We start from the raw sequence: 23,664 nt of genomic DNA on the forward strand, positions 1-23,664 counted from the left end.
GAGAGGGAAGTCCCGTCCATGAAACTGTCAAAACTAGCACCCATTGCCATTATCGCCTGTGCTCTGGCCCTTGCAGCTTGTGCAAATACCGTCCGTGGCGCCGGCAAGGACATCAACAACACCGCCGATGCGATCGAGGATTCCGTAAACTAGAACGCTGATCCAAGACCGGCAAGGCCGCGCTGCAAGGCGCTGCCTTCGTCGGTCAGGCGGTCGCGCGCAAATTGTGCTTGCGCTTCATGAAGTCCTTGGCGGTCTCGACGGCGACAGCGGCGTCGCGGCAATAGGCGTCGGCACCGACGGCCTTGCCGAACTCTTCATTGAGGGGCGCGCCGCCGACCATGACGACATAGTCGTCGCGAATACCCTTTTCCTTCATCGTGTCGATGACGACCTTCATGTAAGGCATGGTGGTGGTCAACAACGCCGACATGCCGAGGATGTCGGGCTGATGTTCCTCGATGGCCGCAAGATACTTGTCGACCGAATTGTTGATGCCGAGGTCGATAATGTCGAAGCCGGCGCCCTCCATCATCATGCCAACGAGGTTCTTGCCGATATCGTGGATGTCGCCCTTGACCGTGCCGATAACCATCTTGCCCTGCTTCGGCGCGCCGGTGGCGGCGAGCAGCGGGCGCAGGATATGCATGCCGGCCTTCATCGCGTTGGCCGAGAGCAACACCTCGGGCACGAACAGGATGCCGTCGCGGAAATCCTCGCCGACGATGCGCATGCCTTCCACCAGCGCTTCGGTCAGTACCTTGTAGGGTATCCAACCGCGCTCCAGCAGAATGTTGGTGCCTTCCTCGATTTCTTCCTTCAGACCGTCATAGAGATCGTCGTGCATCTGCTGCACGAGTTCGTCGTCGGAAAGTTCGGAAAGGATGATCTCGTCATCGGCCATGTCTTCAACTCCATGCTGCCGCGCGACGATGTCGCAGGGCAATGATCAGTCTGCCAATACGTATCGCTAGCATGACTAGTTCCATAGCTGATTTGCGACTTCCTGCAATGGGAAAGCGACCGGAAATGTCTTTGAAATCTTGTCGATTTTGCGACAGGTGTTGGCGCTGGCGGGCCGTTTCGAATAGGGTGCATGGCTACGATCCGGCAAGCAGCCGTGAAAAGTGCGGCCGAACCGGATTTCAGGGAAGAATATCATGAGCGAAAACGCGGCAGTCGAGCAGGAATCGACGGGTGGCAGGCGCGGTCGTGGGGCAAGCGGTGGTGCTGCAGCGCGACGCGCGGCGCGCAGCGGCGGCGGACCGGGCACGCAGCTCACCTACATCAAGCGCAACATCAACGTATACGACGTGCTGGACGAGGAAGGCCTGGCGCTGATCGAGAAGAACACGGACATCGTGCTCGAAGAGACTGGCATCATCTTTCGCGACGACGAAGAAGCCTTGCGGCTTTGGAAGGATGCCGGCGCCGACGTCAAGGGCGAGCGGGTGCACTTTCCCAAGGGCTTGTGCCGGTCGCTTTTGAAGACGGCTCCTTCGATCTATACGCAGCACGCCCGCAACCCCGAGCGCTCGGTTCAGGTCGGCGGCAATGCTACGGTCTTTGCGCCGGTCTATGGCCCTCCCTTCGTGCGCGACCTCGACGGCAATCGCCGTTACGCCACGATCGAGGATTTCCGCAATTTCGTGAAGCTCGCCTATATGGCCCCGTCCATCCACCATTCGGGCGGTACGGTGTGCGAGCCGGTAGACGTTCCGGTGAACAAGCGCCACCTCGACATGATCTATTCGCACATCCGTTATTCGGACAAGCCGTTCATGGGCTCGGTCACCGCGCCGGAACGCGCGGAAGATACGATCGCGATGGCCAAGATCCTGTTCGGCGACGATTTCGTCGAGAACAATACGGTGCTGACTTCGCTCATCAACGCCAACTCGCCGATGGTGTTCGATGAGACCATGCTGGGCGCGCTGAAGGTCTACGCGCGCCACAACCAGGCCTGCATCGTCACCCCATTCATCCTCGCCGGCGCGATGAGCCCGGTGACGGTTGCCGGGACGCTGACACAGGTGCTGGCAGAAGTGCTGGCCGGCGCTTCCTTCACGCAGTTGATCAAGCCGGGCGCTCCGGTGCTGTTCGGCACCTTTGCATCGTCCATCTCCATGCAGTCGGGCGCGCCGACCTTCGGAACGCCGGAGCCGTCGCTGGTGTCTTATGGTGCAGCCCAGCTGGCTCGCCGGCTTGGCCTGCCGTTCCGCACCGGCGGCTCGCTATGCGCCTCCAAGGTGGAAGACGCGCAGGCGGCTTATGAGAGCGCCAACACGCTTAACTCGACCATCCTTGCCGGCACCAATTTCGTGCTGCATGCGGCGGGCTGGCTCGAAGGCGGTCTCGCCTCCAGCTACGACAAGTTCATGATGGACATCGACCAGCTCGGCATGACCCAGAAATTCGCCGAGGGCATCGATCTGTCCGAAAACGGCCAGGCGATGGACGCCATCCGCCAGGTCGGCCCCGGCAGCCATTTCCTTGGCTGCGATCACACCCAGGCCAACTTCCAGACCGCCTTCTACCGTTCGTCCATTGCCGACAACAATTCGTTCGAGCAGTGGCTGGCGGAGGGCGAGAAGACCGCGCCGCAGCGCGCCAATGCGCTCGCCCGCCACTGGCTGGAAAGCTATGAGGCGCCATTCCTCGATCCGGGCATCGACGATGGACTGAAGGACTTCATTGCGAAGAAGAAGGAGTCCATGCCCGACGCCTTCACTTGAAAAGAGCCCGAGACAGGCCGGGCTAAAGTGGCCAACATCATTCACAAGGAAGTCTGGCGGAGCGCTTTCTCCGACCCGGACAAGGGTGGTGTTGGCTAAAACGCATTGCGCTCAAACGGGATTCCAGACCGGGTTTCTGCGTGATGTTCGCTGCAGAGCGGTACTGCGATATTATCCTGGCAGTGGGGCGGCGCAGCCATCCGCATCGCAGACTGCGCTGCGGTCGGCAGCATCCGATGATTGAACGGGCGCTTTTTCGGCCATCAGCATTCCGAGCCGGAAGCCGAGCGCGATATCGTCTTCCTGGCCAAATCCGTGATGGCGGATATATCCGCCCCGGTCGATCAACACGAGCGAGGGCGTGCCGCGAAAGCCGTAGGCGGCCATGGTTCTTGGGATAGGGCCGTTTTCACTCGGCTGGTCGACGCCGACCGGGAAAGTGATCTGATATTCGTGCAGGAAGGCCTCGAGCGAAACCGGAGTCATTGCCTGGTGATGTTCGAACACAGTATGGAGTCCGATCACGGCCAGGTCGGCTTCGCGAAACATCGCTGCGATGCGCTTGACCTGCGGTATGGCGTGGGCCACGCAACCGGGACACAGCATCTGGAACGAATGAAGCAGCACGGGACGGCCGCGCAGGCTTTCCAGCGTGATCGGATCGGCGCTGTTGAACCAGCGCTCGACCATCAATTCGGGTGCTTTGACTTCCTGCCGGGTCATGGCGATGCGCCTAGCGCCAGTAGCTGTTTGCCGCGGCCACTGTCGCGAAATTGACCGCCACCACATGTGAAGCGGCGATCAGGGCATCTGCGTCGCGTTCGTAGTCGGGGCGTAGTTCGCCGCGGATATCGTCCGACGGCTGGGTGAATTTTACCGCCATGCGTGAAAGCTTCAGCGCTAGCGCGAAGCCGGCTTCGGGGGTCTCGGTCAAAAGGCTGGGGAGCCAGGAAGGGGTCGTGGTCATTATCGTGTCTGCTTAGCTTTCGAGGGCGTATGACTGAAATAGTATCGATACGCTATCATTGCAGTCACGCAACGGATCCGTCAACAGGATATTGCAAGCCGGCCGCTAGATCTTCGTGGGCCGATGCTTGCCCTCAGATGATGAGGCAAGTTCGTCATTGCCGACATGCCGTTGGCACAGCAGTTCGCGCTTGCAGCGGATTGACCGGCGTGATTTCCTTGGCGGGTTCCGCAGGTTTGGGCCATGCAGCCGACAGTCGTCCTCATCAGCGTTTTCGCAATCTTCATTCCGGCGCTCATGCTGCCGGGGCCGGACTTCGTCGGTGTGGTGCGCTCGTCCATGACGCGCGGTACCAAGGCTGGCATGCTGACCACCGTCGGCGTTTCGCTCGGGCTTGGCCTCTATGCGACGCTCGGCCTGCTTGGCCTGTCGGCGGTGCTGATCAAGTTCGAGTGGCTTGCCTGGCTGATCCGCGTCGCCGGTGGCGCGTATCTGGTCTATCTTGGCATTCGGCTCCTGTTTGCGAAACCGGAAGGCGTTGAAATCGACAGCCGGGCGAAAGGTGGAAATCCGCTGCTGTTCGGCCTTGGGGTGACGCTGACCAATCCCAAGGCGATCGTTCTATTCGCCAGTGTTTTTGCGACATCGGTGACAACTGCCACGCCGACGTGGTTGATGGTGACGATGATTGCGCTGGTCGTGACGAGTTCGCTCATCTGGTATTCGCTGGTCAGCCTGTTCATGTCGTCGGCACCGGTCATTCGCGCATTCGGTAAGGCGCGCCACTGGATCGAGCGCGCCGCCGGCGCCTGCTTCATCGTTATTGGCGGGCGCATCCTCGCCGACAGCCGCAATCCGCTGGCGCCGTGATCGAAGACGCTCTTGCCGCCCATGGCCTGATCGCGCGCGGCGGCTTCAATTTCGAGGTTGCCGAGGCCGCGCCGACTGCTCTTTCAGGCGATCCGGCCAAGGCCGTGCTGCTGGTGGGGCAGGCGGGAGCCGCCCCTTGGCCACATTTCATGCGCTGGCGGCAGTCCAAGCCGCGCGATCTGGCAAATCCGCTCGATACCTGGTCGCGGGAGGTGATCGGCGGGATCGCCGAGCGTTTCGGGGGGAGGGCGGTATCGCCAAACGACAGGCCATTCCTGCCGTTCCAGCAATGGGCGATGCGGGCGGAAGGGCTGAAGCCGTCGTCGATTGGCGTTCTCCTGCATCCCGACTACGGCCTGTGGCACGCTTATCGCGGCGCGCTGCTGTTCGATCATGAAATAGAGATTCAAGCTCCTGACAAAGTGATTCATCTTTGCGACACATGTGTTGGAAAACCTTGTCTGAAATCCTGTCCAGTCGATGCCTATTCAGAGGCTGGTTTCGCCTATCAGGATTGCCTGGCGCATGTTCGCGGCCCGACAGGTGAGCCATGCCGCAGCCTTGGATGCTTCGACCGCAATGCCTGCCCCTATGGAACGGCCTATCGTTATCCTGCCGAAGTACAGGCGTTCCACATGGCCGCCTTTGCCCGCTAGCGGGCAGGTGCTTTTCGGCTTGCCCGCGCGAAATCTTGACTGCTCCCGGTTCGGCGGCCATTCCGCCGATGCCGGATAGGGATTTTGATCTCGCGCAAGGAACAACGGTGACGCCATGCAGAAACTGACAATTGGACCGAGGACGGAACGGCGAGCGCAGGACTGTTTCGAAGCTGATATGGGTGCGGGCGTCTCCTACGATCTCGACCGCTTTGTCCGGGCGCAGGATGGAGTCATCGCCGAGGTAAAGTCAGAACTCAGGCAAGGCCGCAAGACCAGCCACTGGATGTGGTTCGTCTTTCCGCAGATTGCCGGCCTTGGCCGAAGCCCGATGTCGCAGCGATTTGCCATTGCATCGCTCGATGAGGCACGGGCCTATCTCGGCCATCCGGTGCTGGGCCGCAGATTGAAGGAGTGCGTGGCGATCCTGCTCGACCTCGAGGATAGCCCGGCTCATGGGATATTCGGCAGCCCGGACGATATGAAACTTCGCTCCTCGCTGACGCTGTTCTCACGCGCTGCGCCGGATGAGCCACTGTTCGACCAGGCGTTGGCGCGGTTCTTCGACGGCGAGCCTGACAAGGCAACGCTCGAACGCCTCTAACCGGAGCGTGGCAAGGCCCTCAAATGATCCGCACGATGCAATTCAAACAGGCGGCGAGGCCCGGAATATGTGCGCGCGACTGTCGTCGTCTGGTTTTCGAGCGCCGGATTAACCATTCGAAGAATCTTTCTGTTTGCCCCCAAGGAATTGCCTGAGACTTTCGTCTAAGAGGCGAAGATGGCGATGATTTTGGACGATGGCGGCGGCTCCGATGCGGAGTTGGTCGACCGGGCAAAAGGCGGGGACAGGAAGGCTTTCGGCGCGCTCGTCGAAAGGCACTACGATTTTATCCATCGCATTGCTTGGCGGTGGTGCGGAAACCGTGACGATGCGGATGATATTGCGCAAGAGGTGTGCATAAGGCTCGGACGTTCCATCCGCGACTATCGCGGTATGGGCGCTTTTACTACCTGGCTCTATGCCATGACACTGAATGCGGCCCGCGATCTCTCCCGCAAAGCCACCCGCGAGACAGCAAAGGTGAACGCCTATGGCACCCACGCCCTGATTGGCAGTCAATCGGTTGACGAAGCAGATGGGTACGCCGACGCTCTGTGGCAGGCCGTGCGCAGGCTGCCCGGCAAGCAGCGCGATGCGGTGCTTCTGGTCTATGGCGAGGAATTGAGCCACGCCGCTGCCAGTGAAGTGATGGCAATCTCGGAAGCGACGGTGTCCTGGCACATCCATGAAGCGAAGAAACGGCTGAAGGTGCTGATGCGCTCGGCCGGGGAAGTGTGACCATGGTCAATGACAACGAACTCAAGAGATTGCGCGACATGGCCGCGCCCAGGCCGCGACCCGCGGCCAAGGTGGGGGCGCTGCATGCGGCGATGGTGGCTTTCGACGCGCAGGAAAAAAATGCGCCGGCGCCCCAAGGATCGGCTTCGAAGCAACGTCTCACTGAACGAGCACGCAAGCTCTGGAGAGACATCATGCAAAAGAAGCTGTTTGCCGCGCCGGCCATTGCCGGCCTCGTCGCCTTGCCGATCGCCGGATATGCGGCGTTCTACCTGTTGCAGGATTCGCCGTTCAGGTTCCGAGGCTCGGAGCAGGTCAGCGATGCTGTTGCAAACAAGCCCGCACCGAAATCCGTCGCTGCTTCGGAATCCAAGAAGCAGGCCGGCGATGCAGAAAGCGATGCGGCTGCCGCACCAGCATTGAATACCGAAGCACCTGCGGAAATGGGCACTGTGCGGCAGGATACGATGGCGTCGGCTGGCGCACCTGCACCGGCGGCGGAGACTGCGGCCGGTTCCCGAACCGCGACGCTAAGAATGATGACGGAACCTGCGCCTTCCGATCTTTATCTGCCGCAACCGGAAAGCCGCGACCGCCTGGAGACGTTCAAGACCAATCCGGTCCGGTCCGTAGCCGAAGATCCAGTTTCGACATTTTCCATAGATGTCGACACGGCATCCTACTCCTTTGTGCGCCGCTCGCTGAAGGAAGGTTTGCTGCCGCAAGCCGACACAGTGCGTGTCGAGGAAATGGTCAACTATTTCCCCTACGACTGGAAAGGTCCGGCGACGGCCGAAACGCCGTTCAATTCGACGGTGACGGTGATGCCCGCGCCCTGGAATGGGCAGCACAAGCTCATGCACGTTGCCATCAAGGGCTACGATGTGCAACCAGCCGCGCAGCCGAAGGCCAATCTGGTGTTCCTGATCGACGTTTCAGGCTCGATGAACGCACCAGACAAGCTTCCCTTGTTGCAGTCGGCTTTCCGCCTGCTGGTCAGCAAGTTGCGCGCGGATGATACGGTTTCCATCGTTACCTATGCCGGCAATGCCGGAACGGTGCTTGAGCCGACCAAAGCGTCCGACAAGACAAAGATCCTTGCCGCCATCGACGGCCTGCAGCCGGGCGGTTCGACGGCGGGCGAGGCGGGTATCCGCGAAGCTTACCGGTTGGCGCAGCAGTCTTTCGTCAAGGACGGCGTCAATCGCGTCATGCTTGCCACCGATGGCGATTTCAATGTCGGCCAATCTAACGATGACGATCTCAAGCGCCTGGTCGAAGACCAGCGCAAGACGGGCGTTTTCCTGTCAGTGTTCGGTTTTGGGCGCGGCAATCTCAACGACCAGATGATGCAGACCATCGCCCAGAACGGCAACGGCACCGCCGCCTATATCGATACGCTCGCGGAAGCCGAAAAGGTGCTGGTGGAAGATGCGTCCTCGACATTGTTTCCCATCGCCAAGGACGTGAAGATCCAGGTCGAGTTCAATCCGCAGAAAGTCGCGGAATACCGGCTGATCGGCTATGAGACGCGGGCGCTTAACCGCGAGGATTTCAACAATGATCGCGTCGATGCCGGCGATATCGGATCAGGCCATTCGGTCACGGCGATCTACGAAATCACGCCGAAGGGCGCGCCGCAGCAGACGGATCCATTGCGCTATGGCGAGGCGGCGACCGCCAATGGCGGCGTGGCCAATGCCGGGGAATATGCCTTCGTGAAGATCCGCTACAAGCTGCCTGATGCGGATGCGTCAAAGCTCATTACCACTGCGGTGACGGCATCGAATGAAGTGGCCTCGTTCGATGCGGCCGGCACCGACCAGCGGTTCTCGGTATCCGTGGCCGCGTTCGGCCAGAAACTTCGTAATGAGGATGCGATGGCTGATTTTGGCTATGACCGCATCCTAGGCATGGCCTCAGCGGCGCGCGGGGACGATCCGTTCGGCTATCGGTCGGAATTCCTGTCACTGGTGCGGCTGGCGTCGGCTCTTGCCGGCAGGCAGTGAAGGCCTCCGTTTTCGAGTCGGGCCGGCGGGCAAGTTGTCCGTCGGCTTTTTCTTACGGTTGTTAAAATGCGCATCATTTTGGGCACCGCATCGCAATTCTCGCGATGCTAGAAATTGGCGCAATGCAGCTTTGAGAGGCTCAGGATGCGCATCGACGGAAACTCCGGATGGACGCCAGTCACGGCCAGCCGCGGCTCACCAGTCTCGGAATCGAGATCCGTCGAAACCAGCCGCATCATGAGCGACGTCGACACGGCACGAAGGGTGGCGCTGTCGGCGTTGCACAATGAGCGTTTCAGCGCCGCCTTGGAAAAGCTGTCCGATCCGCGCTCGTCCGATGCGATGATGCTCATGCGCCGGGACGAGGGTGCCAGCGCAGACCATGCATCAGTGCTGTCGAGCTACGCCGACAACAGCGAATAAGCCGCAATGGCTCTCAGGCGCGAGAGCGGCGGCGTTCGCGGCGGCCTTCTGACGTTTCAGCAGTGTTTGCGGTGGCCTGCTTGTTGCGAAGCGGGCCGATGCGCTCGATGATGGCTTCCACTGTCGGACGAGCCGCCTTGCTGTGCGTGTCCAGCGCTTCGCGCATCGCGGCCAGATGCTGGAATGACGTGCCGCAGCAACCCCCCACGATCTTCGCGCCCGCGTCGATCGCCAGCCGCACATAGTCGGCCATAAGCTCGGGCGTACCCGAATAATGGATTTCCGAGCCGCGAAATTCGGGAATGCCGCAATTGCCCTTGACGATCACTGTCGCCTCCGGCTTCGCCTCGGTCATGTCGAGCAGCGAGGCAAGGATGTCCGAAGCGCCGACGCCGCAATTGGCTCCGACGCCGACCGGCGCTTGCGCAAGCCCCTCGGCAACGGCGTGGATGTCCTTGGGCAGAAGACCCATCATGGTACGGCCGGCGGTATCGAAGGAGCCGGTATAGGTATAGGGCAGACCGACGCGGATCGCCGCTTCCGCCGCCGCCCGGATCTCGTCAGGCGCCGACATCGTCTCGATCCACGCAACCTCGGCACCGCCTGCCTTCAGGCCCTCGATCTGTTCGGCAAAGGCGTCGACCGCTTCCTCGTAGGTCATAGCGCCGAGCGGGACGAGCAGTTCGCCGGTCGGCCCGACCGAACCGGCGACGATAACATTGCGGCCGGCCTTGTCCGCAACCGCGCGGGCGATTTCAGCCGCACGCTTGTTGAGTTCGTGAACCCGGTCCTGGGCCTTGTGCAGCTTCAGGCGATGACGTGTGCCTCCGAAAGAGTTGGTGAGGATGATATCGGCGCCGGCGTCGACGAAATTCTGGTGCAGGCTGGTGATGGTGTCGGGCGCGGTGTCGTTGAGCAGTTCCGGCGCCTCGCCGGCCTGGAGTCCCATGGCGAACAGGTTGGTGCCGGTGGCGCCATCGGCCAGGAGCACGCCCTTTTCGGCGATGAGGGCGTCGATCGGATTGGTCATGGGAAACTTCGCCTTCAAGAGGTCTTATCGAGATAATGATATAAAGAATTCGTTATGTGGGGTCAATGTTTTGTTGCGCGGTCAACTGTCAAACTGCATGTCTGCAAGGCGCTGTGCAAAGGCGGCGGCCTCATGTGCGTTGATTTCGGCGGCTCGGATCAGATTGTCGAAATGGCTGGTCAACGTACGGATCGGCTGGATCGCGTTGAGGACTAGATACATGTCGCCGACATAAATCGCGGCCCGGTAGGGACCAAAGATCGTGTAGGGAATGGAATAGCGCATGCGGCCGTCATAGAGGAACAGCCGGAAGGTCGGGTAGAGATCGTCCAGCAGGGCCGACATATGCAGCAATTGCTCGCGCCGGTCGGCTTCGGGAAAGCCATCCCATACGCCAAGGCCGCGGGCAAAAATCTCCAGCGTGTGGCGCGGCATGCAGACTTCCATGTCGGTTTCGGGCCGCCGGTTGTAGTCGATGCGGTATTGCGTCTCGCCGGCCTGGGCCCGCCTGCTCTTGTTAGCGATGCCAGCTTCGTATTCGACAAGAGCCTCGGTGCGCAAAAGGTCGGGAATACCTGCCGGCACGTAGCGGATCTTCGACCCCGCGGCTTCGGCATGCCATTTGGCGAGCAGCGTGCGGTCGAAGCCACCAGCGGCTTCCTCGATCTCCAGGCTTTCGCGGATTTCGCCGGTCACGCCCTCGTCCTGGCTGAGCCCCAGAAGCCAGTCGAGCGAAACCTTGAACTCAGCCGCGATGTTGAGCAGCGTCTCGGCGCGCGGCAGGCGTGTCGAGGCACCAGAAAGCAACTGGGACAGGGCAGAGCGATCAATGCCGACCGCTGCCGCGAAAGCGGACTGGTTCAGGTCCGATCTTGTCAGGAGCACCTTGAGGCGGTCCCGAAACAGATTTGAGAGATCACGCTTGTCCATGACAACGTACTCGGTTGAAGAGGAAAAATTTCCGATGGTGCCTCCAGTGCTCGACGTTAGGCGTAAATGAATCCTTAAAATTGTTTACTATATACAACGTATGAGACTTTTTATGCGCAATAGCAACGCCTTGTGCGCATTATCGCGTTGCGACCCCAAAGGACTGCTGACACAATGTTGTCAGGAATCAATCAGGGTTCCGGCGCCGGGGCGGGGCCAATCCTATGGTGAACAGATCGCGCAAAGCGGAGCGCTTACCAACGGTCGAGTGGCCGACCGTATTTCTCGCCTTGTCCTGCTACGGAACGTGGGCGCTTGCAGGTCTATTGATCTGGAGCTCTTTTCCCGTGGCAGGGCTAGCAGTTCTCGCCTTTACCGTGGCGCTGCACTCCTCACTGGTCCACGAGATACTGCACGGCCACCCCACTCGCAACGCGCTTATCAATGAAGCCTTCGTATTCCTGCCCATCGGCCTTATCTGGCCATTCCGCCGCTTCAAGACGCTGCATTTGCGCCATCATGCCGACGAACGGCTGACCGATCCGTTCGACGATCCGGAGAGCTATTATCAAGCGCTTTGGCGGCATGAGGAAATGCCGGTGGCGATGAAGACATTGCTGAGGGTCAACAACACCATGATCGGCCGGTTCGTGCTTGGCCCGTGGCTGGCCGCGATTGGCTTCGTCATCGACGACGCAAAACAGATGCTGGCCGGCGACAAGGCAATCCGCAAGGCTTGGCTGCTCCATGCCGCCGGCCTTGCTGTCGTGTTGCCGATCGTCCAGTTCGGATTTGGTATTCCGCTTTGGCTCTATGTTTTGGTGCCGATGTGGATCGGCCAGTCGCTGATTTCCATCCGTACTTTTGCCGAGCACCAGTGGTCGGAGCATCCCGAAGGCCGCACGGTGATCGTCGAGCGCTCGCCGCTGGCATTCCTGTTTCTCAACAACAACCTGCACTTCGTTCATCACAAGCAGCCGACCGTTGCCTGGTATCGCCTGCCGACGCTTTTCCGGGCGCGACGCGAGGAGTGGCTGTCGGCGAACAAGGGCTATGTCTATCCCAACTATTGGGCGCTGCTGAAAGCCTATGCCTTCAAGGCCAAGGAACCTGTCGTGCACCCGGCCCTGCGCCGCGCGCCGGAGCAGGGAAGGGCGTTCGTGCCGCGTGTGCGCACCCGCAATCTCAACGGGTTCGGCACCGCCCCTGTGCCCGCCGAGCCGCCCAAGGAATAGCTGCCAGTACCGGCACGCTTTCCTTAAAGTTGCGTGATAAGCTTCCGCATTCATCAAAATGGACCGTATCGCGGTATGAGTGGTTTCATCGCGGCGCTGCCGATGTACGATTGGCCGGAACTCCGGGCGCGGACCGACGCCTTTTGGAGCCGGTTGCGCGCTACCTTGCGGGAACGGGGTATCGATGCGCCCCGACATCTGGTGCGCCGCAATGCCGACCTGCCTGCAGCACCCGGCGGTATCCGGGATATGACAGGCGAGGCCATTGCCGCCGACCCGGCCACTCTGCCACCCGACGATTTGGACGTTCAGGTGCTTTGGCGGCATCCGGCGCTTCTTCTGGCGCAGACTTGCTGGGGACCGATGGAATTCGGCCTGTCCGGCCACGTACAGGTGATCGGACAAGCGAATTACGATGGCATTGAGGGCGGCGATGGGGAACTGTATTCGAGCGCCATTGTGATACGAAGCCATGGTGGCGCTCACGTTTCAGCCCCGTCTGACGGTCATGCGCGCATTCCGCTCGATCTCCTGCGTGGCAAGCGCTTTATCTACAACGATGCGGAGTCCATGTCGGGAATCAATGCGCTCAAGCGCGATCTTGAGGCCATGGGCGAAAGCCTCGCTCTGTTTTCGGAGTGTGCGGAGAGCGGCGGGCATCGCGTCTCGATTCGTGCCGTCGCTGAAGGAAGGGCCGATGTCGCAGCAATCGATTGCCGCAGTTGGGCGCTGGCGCGGCGCTTCGAGCCTGCGGCGGCCGAGCTTGCGGTGGTCGGCTGGACCGGGCAGCGCAAGGGCCTGCCCTTCATCTCCTCGCGCACGACGTCGCCCAACGTGGTCGAAACGCTACGGGAAGTTCTGGCAACAGCAACACGATCCTGCTCGTCAGAACCCGGCTAGTTCTCCAAAAGCGCCTGTTCCAGCGGATAGGTCGAAAGTTGTTCGTTGCCGGTCTCGGTGATCAGCACCTGCTCCTCGATCTTGACGCCCTCGTGCCCGCCAAGCCTGCCGATGTAGCTTTCCACGCAAAGCACCATGCCCGGCTCGAGCAGGCCGTCCGGCGTGTCGTCGGTCCAGTCTGCGGCATGCGGCAGCGTCGGATATTCATCGGCAAGGCCGACGCCATGGTAGAGCACGCCGTAGCGGGCCGGAAAACAATCGGCCGGCGGCACCGTCGAGCGTTCGACAAGGTCACGGAAGGATATGCCCGGCCGCATCAGATCAATATTGAAGGCGATCTGCTCGGCAGCGATGCGGTACAGGTCGCGCTGCTCATCAGTGGGTTGCTTGTCACCGCACAGCCACGTGCGCGACAGGTCGGCGCAGAACCCGTAGGGTCCGATGAGGTCGGTATCGAAGGCAACGAGGTCGCCGGCCTCGACGAAGCGCGACGAGCATTCCTGAAACCACGGATTGGTGCGCGGGCCGGACGACAACAGCCGCGTTTCGATCCATTCGCCGCCGCGCGCGATGTTGCCGCGGTGCAGTTCGGCCCAAAGCTCGTTTTCCGAAATGCCCGGCTTCAACGCATGCTGCATTTCTTTCATTGCCGCTTCGCAGGCAACAATGGCGCGGCGCATGGCCAGCAGTTCATCCGGCGATTTGATCAGCCGGGCATTTTCCATCACGGCTTCGCCGTTGTGGATACCGACCCCCATCCGCTCCAGTTCGGCAACGCCTTCCGGATTGATGTGGTCGATGGCGATGCGACGAGTGCCCCCGCCATGCTCGCGCACGAGTTCGCAAATGCCTGACGCCCAGCGACGTACCTTCTTGTCGGTGAGTTCGCCGCTATAGAGATACATCCACGACACCGCCGGCCGCACCTCGTCGACCACGCCAGAATGATCGGACAGGTGTTCGCAGGAGAAATAATCGAACAGGATCACCGGTCCATCGGTGGCAACGAAGCAATGGCGGGTCGGATTATGCGCCACCCACAATTGCATATTGGTGGAGTCGGTGGCGTACCGGATGTTGATCGGATCGTAGAGCACTATGCCGGCTAGGTCGCGCTTGCGCAATTCGGCCCGTATGCGTTCGAGGCGGTAACGGCGCATGGCTGGCAGGTCCGGCGCGGCGATGCCAGCGCCAGCCCATTCGGATTCGGCCTGCGCGCCGTAGCCGAGTACATGCTGGTTGAGCGCCGCCGCCTTCTCCCGCGCCTGGCTCCGCAACGCCTTGATGTCGTTCTCCGATCCCGGTTCGAACGGCATGATCTTGCGGTGACGGCCGAAGTTCGAGTTCACGCGGATTTGTCCGATTTTTTCTTGGGCGAGGGAGCCTTGAGACGAATGCGCATCGCCTTGTCTTTGGGTTGATCGACATCGAAGGCTCCAGTTTTGCGAACCAGGTCGCTGAGCTTTCGAAAGCCGAAGGTTCGCGGATCGAAGTCCGGTGCCAGATTCGCAAGCTGGTTGCCGACGGTGCCTAATGCAACCCAACCGTCCTCGGACTCGACCTGGGCAATCGCACGTTTGATAACCGGGACGGCCGCGCTCGGCGGGTGCAGCGACGGTGCAGGGCGCGCCGCGTCGTCGGTGTTGGCTGCAGCGGTAGGCAAAAGGTTTTCTGTGTAGATGAATCTGCGACAGGCTTGGCGGAAGCTCTCCGGGGTCTTCTGTTCGCCGAATCCGTAGACGTCGACACCTTCCTCGCGAATGCGAGAAGCGAGCCGTGTAAAGTCGCTGTCTGACGAGACAAGACAAAAGCCGTCGAAGCGTCCACTGTGCAGGAGATCCATCGCATCGATGACCAGCGTGATGTCGGACGCGTTCTTGCCTATCGTGTAGGCGAACTGCTGCTGTGGCACGATGGCATAGGTAGACAAGACCTCTGTCCAGCCTTTCGAGCGGGTACTGGTGAAATCGCCGTAGATGCGGCGCACACTGGCCTCGCCGATCGTGGCGATCTCCTCGAACAGCCCACTAGCGATCTTGGCCGACGTGTTGTCTGCATCGATCAACACGGCGAGCCGGGGAGGACGCGTCGACAATTTGGCAGTGGAATTCGTCATGCCCGCATCTTCTCACCGCTCGGGTCGAACAGGGGCTCGACATTGATGCGGGCCGAGCGGCGTTCGCCGAGGATTTCGATCTCGAACAGCCCATTGCTCTCGTTTTCGGCCAATGCTGCCGGGACATAGCCTTGCGCCATCGACTTTCCGACATAGTGGGCATAGCCGCCTGATGTTACCCAGCCGACGACGCGCCACTCGCCATCGGTGATGCCGCGCACGCTTGAGGCGCCCTTGGCTGCCGTGGAGCCGCGTATTTCCTTGCCGGAATGATCGAAGCGCGGCGCGCCATAGCCATGCGGCGATTCCACGGTGCCGAAATCTTTAGAGACCTTGGCCCAGATCGGTTCGTCGCCCATCACGTCTGCATCGGTAGCATCGACGACGAACGAAACGCGGCGTAGCTTGGGCCCGGCCTGGTGTTCCTTCGCTGCCGCTTCGCGGCCGATGAAATCGTTCTTCTCCAGCTTGATGAAGCGGTCCATGGAGCCTTCAAACGGCCCATAGATCGGCCTGAGTTCGCGGAACCATGTCGGGAAATTCTTTTCCAGCCGCATCGAAAGCAAAGCGCGCATGCCGAAATCGACAATGCCGAACTCTGCGCCGGCCTGCTTGATCGCGGCGTAAACCAGCCGCTGATAGGCGGGGGCCATCCAGATTTCGTAGCCGAGATCGCCGGTATAGGTGATGCGGTTGACGATTGCCGGCGCGCGCCCGACCGCCATTTCGCGGAAATCCATGAAGCGGAATGCCTTCGACGAAACATCCGCATCGACTAGCTTCTGCAGCAGCGCTTGCGATTTTGGACCGGCGATGGAGAGGCCTACCAATGTCTGGTCGAAGCGGTGGATGCGCACGCTTCCGTCCTTGGGCAGATGCTTTCCGAACCAGCGCATGTGATATCTGGCGGCCGCCGACGAACCCCATATCATGAAGCGGTCCTCCGCCGCCTTGGCGATGGTGAAGTCGCCGATCAGCTTGCCAAATTCGTTGAGCATCGGAGTGAGCACGATGCGGCCGGCCTTGGGCATTCGGTTGGTCATCAACCGATTGAGGAAATCTTCCGCACCGGGTCCGGTCACTTCATATTTGGCGAAGTTGGCGATTTCGGTGACGCCGACACGCTCGCGGGTCGCCCGCACCTCATTGCCGATATGCTCGAAATCATTGGAGCGGCGGAAAGAGACTATGTCCTTCGGCTCGGTTCCTTTGGGCGCAAACCACAATGGCGTTTCCAGACCCCAGCTATCGCCCATCACCGCGTTGTTGGCGACCATGGTGTCGTAGAGCGGGGTGGTCTGTGCCGGCCTCGCGGCCGGCAGTTCCTCATTGGGGAAGCGGATCGAGAAGCGGCGCGAATAGTTCTCGCGTACCTTGGCGTTGGTGTAGCGCAGCGTTGCCCATTCGCCGAAGCGTGCGACATCCATGCCCCACACGTCGAAGCCCGGATCGCCATTGACCATCCAGTTCGAGAGCGCCAGGCCCACGCCGCCGCCCTGGCTGAAGCCCGCCATGACTGCGCAGGCACACCAGAAATTGGTCAGGCCCGGCACCGGCCCGACCAGCGGATTGCCGTCCGGTGCGAAGGTGAAGGGCCCGTTGATGATCTGCTTGATGCCGGCCTTCTCGATACCGGGGAAGTGCTTGAAGCCCACTTCCAGCGAGGGCGCGATGCGGTCGATGTCGGGCTGGAGCAGTTCGTGCCCGAATTCCCACGGCGTGTTGACAGGCGACCACGGCTTGCACGCCTTCTCATAGGTGCCGAGCAGTACGCCGTTGCGCTCCTGGCGGGTATAGATCTCACCCTTGAAGTCGAGGACCCCGACCATCTCGCGGCCGGTTTCCTTGTTGAAGGCTTCGACTTCAGGCATCGGTTCGGTGAGCAGGTACATGTGCTCCATGGCCAAAAGCGGCAGTTCGATGCCGACCATGCGGCCGACCTCGCGCGCCCACAGGCCGCCGCAGTTCACGACATGCTCGGCCTTCACCGTGCCCTGTTCGGTCACCACGTTCCAGATGCCGTCCGGCTCCTGCGTCAGTTCCAGGACGCGGTTGCGCAACACGATGTCAGCACCCAGTTTCTTCGCCGCCTTGGCATAGGCGTGAGTGGTGCCGGAAGGGTCGAGATGCCCTTCCACCGGATCCCACATCGCGCCGACGAAGTGCTTTTCGTCCATCAACGGGAACATGGCCTTGGCTTCGGACGGCGTGATCAATTCCGTGTCCATGCCGAGATAACGGCCTTTGGCGTGGGCCAGACGCAGGAAATCCATGCGCTCCGGTGAATCCGCCAACATCACGCCGCCGGTCAGGTGCAGCGAACAGGATTGTCCGGAAAGTTCCTCAATCTCCTTGTAGAGTTGCACCGTGTAGGCTTGCAGCTTGGCGACGTTGGGATCGCCGTTCAAAGTATGGAAGCCGCCGGCGGCATGCCAGGACGAACCGGAGGTCAGTTCCGACCGCTCGATCAGCATGATGTCCGTCCAGCCGGCCTTGGCCAGGTGGTAGAGAACCGAACAACCGACGACGCCGCCGCCGATGACAACCGCTTTTGCGTGAGATTTCATGTAGATGGATCCGAATGTTTTGAAATTGAGTCAAGGATAGAAGGGTTGGTTCGGAAGGGCGCCGATCAGGAATTTCTAAAAATCCGTCGGCGCGCCGCCTTCGGCCCTGCGCTTTGCGACGAAGGCATCCAGTTCCTCGCGAATGGCAGGGTCCATGTAGGGCTCTTCATAGCTGGCCAGGCGCTGCTTCCACAGGCGGTTCGCCCGGTCTATGGCCGTCGGACGGCCCGCTTCGGCCCATGTTTCGTAGTTGCGCCAATCCGAGATGATCGGTTGGTAGAAGGCGGTCTTGTAGCGCTCCTGCGTATGTGGGGTGCCGAAGAAATGGCCTCCGGGGCCGACGGAGCGAATGGCGTCGATGGCAAGTGCGTCCTCGGACAGGTCGAGCGGTGTGAGGAATTCCGCCACCATCTGCAAGAGATCGATATCGAGGATGGTCTTTTCGTAGGAGCAGGTAAGCCCGCCTTCGAGCCATCCGGCCGCGTGCTTGATGAAGTTGCCGCCGCTCTGGATGCACCCCCAGAGCGAAAATACGCTTTCATAGGCCGCTTGCGCGTCGACCGTATTGGCCGCGCAGACGTTGGAGGTGCGGTAGGGGATGTTGTAGCGGCGCGCCAATTGTCCGCCGACAAGTTGCGCCTTCATGTATTCCGGCGTGCCGAAGGCGGGAGCGCCCGATTTCATGTCTACATTCGACGTGAAGCCGCCATAGCCGACAGGAGCGCCCTTTCTCAACATCTGGCTGAAGGCTATTGCCGCAAGCGCTTCGGCATTCTGCTGGACCAGCGCTCCGGCAACGGTCACTGGAGCCATCGCGCCGGCCAGAGTGAAAGGCGTAACGACCACGAGTTGCCCGAGCGACGACATCTGGATGATGCCTTCCATCATCGGGATATCGAGCTTGAGCGGCGAATTCGTATTGATGATGGTGAGCACTGACGGTTCTTCGATGAACTGCTCCATCGACACGCCGCGCGCGATGCGTGCGATCTCCATGCCGTCCACATTGCGTTCCTTGCCCAGCGAGTAGCAATGAAACACCTTGTCCGTGAGCGTGGCGAAGTCGCGCAGGCATTCGAGATGGCGGACGGAGGGATGGATATCCACCGGTTCCACCGGATAGCCGCCGGTCACATGCAGGATGTTGTGCATCTGGCCCAGTTTCACCAGATTGCGGAAATCCTGCTGGTTGCCGGGCCGCCGCCCGCGATCGACGTCGGAGCAGTTCGGGGCCGAGGCCATTTGCGCGAAGATGATGTTGTCGCCGCCGAAGCGCACATTGTGCTCGGGGTTGCGGGCGTGCAGCGTAACCTCCGAAGGAACTGACGCGATGAACTCCAGGATCATGTCAGGGTCGAAGCGCACGCGTTGCGAGCCTTCGCTCACTTCGGCGCCGTTTCGTTTCATGATGTTCCGCGCTTCGTCGTGCAGCACTTCGACGCCGATCTCCTTCAGCACCCGCAATGAGGCGAGGTGGATCGATTCCAACTCATCGTCGGAGATCAATTTTGTCGGCTGGAAGGGGATTTTGAGCTGGCGAAACGGGAGTTGCTCGAAGGTGGCGGCACCGCTGGCCCGTTTGCCTGCACGGCCGCCGCGTCTTGCTGTTACCGGTTCGGCGGGATGTAGCGCGGCAGTCATGGCAGTCCTCATTGCATATGCGATTGAGGCCATAATGGACCGGTCTCCCGGCTGTCATTGCGGAGGCGGCGACCACTAGGGCGAACAAAGCGACATGACTTTTCGCCAAATTCGCACCTTTCGGACCGCGCTTGAATGAAGCGGCACGTCTCGGCTACAGTGGGCGGCATGAGTGTGTTCAACGTCCAACCGCGCAAGCTTCTGATCGCCGCGACGCCTTCGCCGCGCACGCGTCATGCCGAGCTTTTGCGCCTGTGCGCCCGCATCGGCTACTCCCCGCCTTTCGCCCTCTGACGATCCGCCCCGGCCTAAAGCTTGCCGGAACGATTTGAAGAGGAAAGGCCACCAAAAATGACCTATCAGAATTATTCGCTGAAGCAGCTTCAGCAAATCGATGCCGCGCATCATTTGCATCCGTTCACCGACCATAAGGAACTGAGGGCCGCGGGCTCACGCATCATCACGCGGGCCGAAGGTCCGTATATCTACGATTCGGAAGGCGCCGAAATCCTTGACGGCATGGCGGGCCTTTGGTGCGTCAACGTCGGCTATGGCCGCGACGAACTGGCGGAGGCCGCCTACAAGCAGATGAAGGAACTGCCCTACTACAACTCCTTCTTCAAATGCTCGACGCCGACGCCGGTCCTTTTGGCCAAGAGGTTGGCCGAAATCGCACCGAAGACCGTCAATCAGGTGTTTTTCGGCTCATCCGGTTCGGAAGCCAACGACACCGCGCTCAGGCTGGTGCGCTACTACTGGATGCTGGAAGGCAAACCCGAGAAGAACCGCATCATCTCGCGCAAGAACGCCTATCACGGCTCGACGGTTGCCGGTACGTCGCTGGGCGGCATGGATGCCATGCACAAGCAACTGGGCGGCGAGGTGCCGAACATCGTCCATGTGATGATGCCTTATGCCTATGAATTGGCGCGGCCGGGTGAGAGCGACCATGATTTCGGCCTGCGCGCGGCGAAAGCCGTCGAAGATGCCATCCTCGAGGCCGGGCAGGATAATGTCGCGGCCTTCATCGGCGAACCGATCATGGGGGCAGGGGGCGTGAAGATTCCGCCGATGAGCTATTGGCCGGAAGTCCAGCGCATCTGCCGCAAATACGACGTTCTGCTGATGCTGGACGAGGTCATCACCGGTTACGGGCGCACCGGTGAATGGTTCGCCGCTCAGTCATTCGGCATCGAGCCGGACACAATCACCACCGCCAAGGCGTTGACATCCGGCTACCAGCCGCTGTCGGCCTTGCTGGTGGGCGACCGCATCGCCGCCACGCTGGTCGAAAAGGGCGGTGAGTTCGCCCACGGCTATACTTATGCCGGGCATCCGGTTGCCTGCGCGGTGGCTCTGGCCAATCTCGATATCATCGAGAGGGAGAGACTGGTTGAGCGCGTTAAGACCGACACCGGCCCTTATTTCGCTCAAGCCCTGCAGGAGCGCATCGCAGGCCATCCGCTGGTAGGTGAAGTCCGTTCGTTCGGCCTCATGGGTGCGATCGAGATCGTCAAGGACAAGGCGACCAAGGAGCGTTTCGCACCGGCGGGCAGCGCTGCCGTGGTCTTGCGCGATCATGCTATTGCCAACGGCATGATGCTGCGCGCTACCGGCGACACCATGATCCTTTCGCCGCCGCTGATCTGGACGCGGGCAACCATCGACATGGCCTGCGAACGCATAGCCAAGGCACTCGATCTGGCGGCAAAGGATTTGCACAAGGCCTAAATTTGCAGATTGCCTAAAAGATGTGACCGGCCGGAACGATCGGCCGGTCACGGCGTTGTCTGCGGCTTGGTCGCGAAAGGAAAATCCATGCTTAAGGCAACAGTTGGTGCCGCCCGCCTTGCCGGTGGCGCCCAAGGCTTCATGCTAGCTCCGATGGTCGTAGCGTTGCGGCTGCCGATCATGGCGGCGGAATCGCAAAGTGAAATGGGCTGGGGCAGTGAAACACTGCGGGCAATCTCGGAAAAGACGGCTGCAACCATGGAGGGCGCGTTGGCCGCCCAGCTTTCGTTGATTGGCTCGACGTTAAATTTCTGGCCTCAAGTACTTGCAGGGCGTTCGCCAACGGCACTCACCCAACTCGCGCTGGAACGCGCAATGGGGGCGGCACTTCGTCCGGCGGGCCGTCGGGTCAAGGCCAATTTCCGACGTCTTTCGTGTCGTTCGATCTGATTTCTGGTCGATCTTACGCAAAAACCGCGCTCCTTTTGGGAACGCGGTTTTGCCAGATACGCACGGCGTTTCGCTACTGATGCACATGCGAAACGTACAAGTTCGACTTTTACGGGCTCCGGTACGCGAGACCTGATCCGGAGCGCCGGGCGGATGCCCGCCTTGCGACCGGTTCTACAGGCACATCGTTACCACCCGGTTATCGAGAGCTTAAGCAAACCTAAATTTGCGGTGATTTTAGCGACTTAGCTAGACTGCTGGCCTCGCTCTCGTTGCGTCCATGTCCGCGCAGCACTTGCGCATGGACGCCTGAGGCGTCAGAGACCCCCCAGCACATTGCCCGGCGACATCTTTCCTGCACCGCTGATGACCTGGGCCAGGAAGTTCATGTCCTTGCCTCCTGTCGGCGTCGTGCGGGAGATGAAGTCGAAGACCTTGCCGTCCTTGAGGCCATAGTTGGCAATATTGGTGACGCGGCCGTCCGTGCCGAAATAGACGGCGAGAACGCGTTGATCGACCAGCTTCGGCTTGGCGAAGGCGACGGCCCGCTCGCGGGTCTGGGAGATGTAGTAGAACACCTCGTTGTCGAAGGTTGCTGTCGTCGAAGGCGTGCCAAGTGCCAGCAGCACTTGCTCACGGCTGGAGCCGACGGGTACGAGATCGAGCGACTGCTGGTCGACGACGTAACCCTGGTGCAGAGTATCTCGTGGGTTTAAATCGCCAACCATCTTCGAGGTGTTGCATGCAGACAGCGCGACAGCTACCGCCAGCAGCGAAATCAACTGGGCGGGGCGCGACGAAAACGTCGACTTGATTTTCTGCACGCGCAACGACAACTCCATCCAATCAGTCTTGCACGCCGCTTGCGCGGAGTGGCAAAAGCGGTAAACCAGCTTTGCCGCCGATGCAACACGGCGCCCCAACAATCAAGGTCTCGGGAGACCGTCTCCGATGTTCCAGCGCCTCTTCGGCCGCGAGCGCCAAGCAAACCGCGCAATCACCGAGGCGCTGTACGGTCAAATCGTGGCAGCCGCGCGGCAGCCATCATTCTATTCGCACTGGAATGTGCCGGACACGCCGCTTGGACGATTCGAGATGCTTGCGCTGCACATGTTCCTGTTTCAGCATCGCGTATATGGGGAAGGGGGCGTTTCGGCCACTGTCGCGCAGGTGCTGATCGACGAGTTCTTTCTCGACGTCGACCATTCGCTGCGGGAATTGGGGATCAGCGATGTCGGCGTTCCCAAGCGCATGAAGAAGCTCGCCAAGATGTACTATGGCCGCACCGCTGCCTACGCCGATGCACTGGAACGCGGCGACGAGGCTGCGCTGGTTGCCTCACTTGTGCGCAATGTCAGGCCGGACGTTCAGGCGTGGCCTGAGGCCCTGCATCTTGCCTCCTATATGATGAGTGCCGTTAAATGCCTTGCATCGCAACCGTCCGATGACATATGCGCCGGCAAGCTGACCTTTCCAGTTGCCGCCTGAAAGACTGTTCCGATGAAGCAGGAAGACGCGAGAAGCCCGGTTTCCCTCGAAGCGCATGTCGCACGCCTGCCGCAAAACGGGCTGCCTTTGGTATTCGAGGCGGACGAGGCCCAGCGCGAGGCTCTGGCGAGGGCGCATGGACTGTTGTCGGTCGAATCCTATCGGGTGGATTTGCTGGTGACAGCATGGAAGCGCCACGGTGTGAAGATCACTGGAACGGTTGAGGCGGATATCACACAGGCCTGCGTGGTATCGCTGGAACCGATCCAGGCTCATATCGAGGAGGCCGTCGAAGGACTGTTCCTTCCGGATGATTCAAAACTTGGACGGCTCGGATTTGATGTCGGGGGGGAGATCATGGTCGATGCGGATGGTCCGGACAGCCCCGAACTGTTCTCAGGCGATACGATTGACGCCGGCGAACTTGCAGAACAATTCTTTGGCCTTGCCATCGATCCTTATCCGCGCAAGCCCGAGGTTTTGCTTGAGGTTTCGAGTGAAGACGGAGCGGAAGAAACCGAATTCCAGAAAAAGTTGCGCGGACTCCTTGGAAAGACCTGAAACACCCCTGTGT

At 60.6% G+C, this 23,664-nt stretch carries 25 protein-coding genes; 15 read left to right on the forward strand and 10 right to left on the reverse strand.

The window, feature by feature from the left end; translation table 11 throughout:
- Positions 1–18 precede the first annotated feature (18 nt).
- The gene (locus ASD64_RS20740; RefSeq protein WP_082550018.1) at positions 19–153 is read left to right on the forward strand and encodes an entericidin A/B family lipoprotein; all 135 of its coding nucleotides are present in this window, start codon (positions 19–21) and stop codon (positions 151–153) included.
- 52 nt (positions 154–205) lie between these two features.
- Here the strand turns inward: ASD64_RS20740 and ASD64_RS16255 are convergent, their stop codons facing one another.
- A complete protein-coding gene (locus ASD64_RS16255) occupies positions 206–904 on the reverse strand; it encodes a corrinoid protein (RefSeq protein ID WP_056106900.1) in 699 nt (232 codons plus the stop codon).
- A 256-nt stretch (positions 905–1,160) separates the two neighbouring features.
- Here ASD64_RS16255 and ASD64_RS16265 point away from each other — a divergent pair, with 256 nt between their 5' ends.
- Complete coding sequence (locus ASD64_RS16265; RefSeq protein WP_056106904.1) at positions 1,161–2,735, forward strand: trimethylamine methyltransferase family protein; 1,575 nt, start codon at positions 1,161–1,163, stop codon at positions 2,733–2,735.
- Between the two features lie 171 nt (positions 2,736–2,906).
- Here ASD64_RS16265 and ASD64_RS16270 read toward each other — a convergent pair whose 3' ends face one another.
- Both ASD64_RS16270 and ASD64_RS16275 read right to left on the reverse strand, forming a co-directional pair.
- The gene (locus tag ASD64_RS16270; protein ID WP_082550019.1) at positions 2,907–3,458 is read right to left on the reverse strand and encodes a redoxin domain-containing protein; all 552 of its coding nucleotides are present in this window, start codon (positions 3,456–3,458) and stop codon (positions 2,907–2,909) included.
- A gap of 10 nt (positions 3,459–3,468) precedes the next feature.
- Positions 3,469–3,702, reverse strand: coding sequence for a hexameric tyrosine-coordinated heme protein (locus ASD64_RS16275; protein WP_056106906.1), 234 nt, complete (start codon positions 3,700–3,702; stop codon positions 3,469–3,471).
- 243 nt (positions 3,703–3,945) lie between these two features.
- On the opposite strand from ASD64_RS16275, the gene ASD64_RS16280 reads away from it, so the two are divergent.
- The 6 genes from ASD64_RS16280 to ASD64_RS16305 all read left to right on the forward strand — a co-directional run bounded on the left by ASD64_RS16280 (position 3,946) and on the right by ASD64_RS16305 (position 9,002).
- On the forward strand, positions 3,946–4,572 hold the full coding sequence (locus ASD64_RS16280) for a LysE family translocator (RefSeq protein ID WP_056106909.1): 627 nt from the start codon (positions 3,946–3,948) through the stop codon (positions 4,570–4,572).
- Complete coding sequence (locus ASD64_RS16285; protein WP_056106911.1) at positions 4,569–5,228, forward strand: hypothetical protein; 660 nt, start codon at positions 4,569–4,571, stop codon at positions 5,226–5,228. Before ASD64_RS16280 ends, ASD64_RS16285 begins: the two co-directional genes overlap by 4 nt.
- Positions 5,229–5,406: 178 nt before the next feature.
- Positions 5,407–5,832, forward strand: coding sequence for a DUF1810 domain-containing protein (locus ASD64_RS16290; RefSeq protein ID WP_056107164.1), 426 nt, complete (start codon positions 5,407–5,409; stop codon positions 5,830–5,832).
- Between the two features lie 177 nt (positions 5,833–6,009).
- Positions 6,010–6,570, forward strand: a complete 561-nt coding sequence (locus ASD64_RS16295) for an RNA polymerase sigma factor (RefSeq protein ID WP_056106913.1) — start codon at positions 6,010–6,012, stop codon at positions 6,568–6,570.
- A gap of 2 nt (positions 6,571–6,572) precedes the next feature.
- Positions 6,573–8,579: a vWA domain-containing protein gene (locus ASD64_RS16300; RefSeq protein WP_056106915.1), complete on the forward strand. Its 2,007-nt coding sequence runs from the start codon at positions 6,573–6,575 to the stop codon at positions 8,577–8,579.
- Positions 8,580–8,723: 144 nt separating this feature from the next.
- A complete protein-coding gene (locus tag ASD64_RS16305; RefSeq protein ID WP_056106917.1) occupies positions 8,724–9,002 on the forward strand; it encodes a hypothetical protein in 279 nt (92 codons plus the stop codon).
- 13 nt (positions 9,003–9,015) lie between these two features.
- On the opposite strand, the gene bmt is transcribed toward ASD64_RS16305, so the two are convergent.
- Entirely contained in the window at positions 9,016–10,032 is a 1,017-nt protein-coding gene (gene bmt, locus ASD64_RS16310) for a betaine--homocysteine S-methyltransferase (protein WP_056107166.1), read from the reverse strand.
- A gap of 81 nt (positions 10,033–10,113) precedes the next feature.
- Positions 10,114–10,962 carry a helix-turn-helix domain-containing protein gene (locus ASD64_RS16315; protein ID WP_056106919.1) on the reverse strand — a complete coding sequence of 283 codons (849 nt, stop codon included), beginning with the start codon at positions 10,960–10,962 and terminating at the stop codon, positions 10,114–10,116.
- A 224-nt stretch (positions 10,963–11,186) separates the two neighbouring features.
- Between ASD64_RS16315 and ASD64_RS16320 the strand changes: the two genes are divergently transcribed.
- Both ASD64_RS16320 and ASD64_RS16325 read left to right on the forward strand, forming a co-directional pair.
- Entirely contained in the window at positions 11,187–12,197 is a 1,011-nt protein-coding gene (locus ASD64_RS16320; protein WP_056106922.1) for a fatty acid desaturase, read from the forward strand.
- A gap of 75 nt (positions 12,198–12,272) precedes the next feature.
- The gene (locus tag ASD64_RS16325) at positions 12,273–13,097 is read left to right on the forward strand and encodes a phosphate/phosphite/phosphonate ABC transporter substrate-binding protein (RefSeq protein WP_056106924.1); all 825 of its coding nucleotides are present in this window, start codon (positions 12,273–12,275) and stop codon (positions 13,095–13,097) included.
- Here the strand turns inward: ASD64_RS16325 and ASD64_RS16330 are convergent.
- The 4 genes from ASD64_RS16330 to ASD64_RS16345 form a co-directional block, all read right to left on the reverse strand.
- A complete protein-coding gene (locus tag ASD64_RS16330) occupies positions 13,094–14,413 on the reverse strand; it encodes a M24 family metallopeptidase (protein ID WP_056107171.1) in 1,320 nt (439 codons plus the stop codon). The genes ASD64_RS16325 and ASD64_RS16330 overlap by 4 nt on opposite strands.
- Before the next feature lie 29 nt (positions 14,414–14,442).
- Positions 14,443–15,213, reverse strand: coding sequence for an NYN domain-containing protein (locus ASD64_RS16335; protein ID WP_056106926.1), 771 nt, complete (start codon positions 15,211–15,213; stop codon positions 14,443–14,445).
- Positions 15,210–17,780 carry a GcvT family protein gene (locus ASD64_RS16340; RefSeq protein ID WP_056106928.1) on the reverse strand — a complete coding sequence of 857 codons (2,571 nt, stop codon included), beginning with the start codon at positions 17,778–17,780 and terminating at the stop codon, positions 15,210–15,212. Before ASD64_RS16340 ends, ASD64_RS16335 begins: the two co-directional genes overlap by 4 nt.
- Before the next feature lie 75 nt (positions 17,781–17,855).
- Entirely contained in the window at positions 17,856–19,421 is a 1,566-nt protein-coding gene (locus ASD64_RS16345; RefSeq protein WP_056107174.1) for a trimethylamine methyltransferase family protein, read from the reverse strand.
- A 135-nt stretch (positions 19,422–19,556) separates the two neighbouring features.
- Between ASD64_RS16345 and ASD64_RS21120 the strand changes: the two genes are divergently transcribed.
- From ASD64_RS21120 to ASD64_RS16355, 3 genes are all read left to right on the forward strand, one after another.
- The gene (locus ASD64_RS21120) at positions 19,557–19,715 is read left to right on the forward strand and encodes a hypothetical protein (protein ID WP_156460190.1); all 159 of its coding nucleotides are present in this window, start codon (positions 19,557–19,559) and stop codon (positions 19,713–19,715) included.
- A gap of 57 nt (positions 19,716–19,772) precedes the next feature.
- The gene (locus ASD64_RS16350) at positions 19,773–21,152 is read left to right on the forward strand and encodes an aspartate aminotransferase family protein (RefSeq protein ID WP_056106929.1); all 1,380 of its coding nucleotides are present in this window, start codon (positions 19,773–19,775) and stop codon (positions 21,150–21,152) included.
- A gap of 66 nt (positions 21,153–21,218) precedes the next feature.
- Complete coding sequence (locus ASD64_RS16355; protein ID WP_244480820.1) at positions 21,219–21,602, forward strand: hypothetical protein; 384 nt, start codon at positions 21,219–21,221, stop codon at positions 21,600–21,602.
- A gap of 317 nt (positions 21,603–21,919) precedes the next feature.
- Here the strand turns inward: ASD64_RS16355 and ASD64_RS16360 are convergent, their stop codons facing one another.
- A complete protein-coding gene (locus ASD64_RS16360) occupies positions 21,920–22,432 on the reverse strand; it encodes an outer membrane protein assembly factor BamE (protein ID WP_082550027.1) in 513 nt (170 codons plus the stop codon).
- A 121-nt stretch (positions 22,433–22,553) separates the two neighbouring features.
- Here ASD64_RS16360 and ASD64_RS16365 point away from each other — a divergent pair, with 121 nt between their 5' ends.
- Entirely contained in the window at positions 22,554–23,090 is a 537-nt protein-coding gene (locus ASD64_RS16365) for a ubiquinol-cytochrome C chaperone family protein (protein WP_056106935.1), read from the forward strand.
- A 12-nt stretch (positions 23,091–23,102) separates the two neighbouring features.
- The gene (locus ASD64_RS16370; RefSeq protein WP_056106937.1) at positions 23,103–23,651 is read left to right on the forward strand and encodes a YceD family protein; all 549 of its coding nucleotides are present in this window, start codon (positions 23,103–23,105) and stop codon (positions 23,649–23,651) included.
- Positions 23,652–23,664 lie beyond the last annotated feature (13 nt).

The sequence above is a fragment of the Mesorhizobium sp. Root157 genome, from assembly GCF_001427385.1.
Lineage (GTDB): Bacteria > Pseudomonadota > Alphaproteobacteria > Rhizobiales > Rhizobiaceae > Mesorhizobium.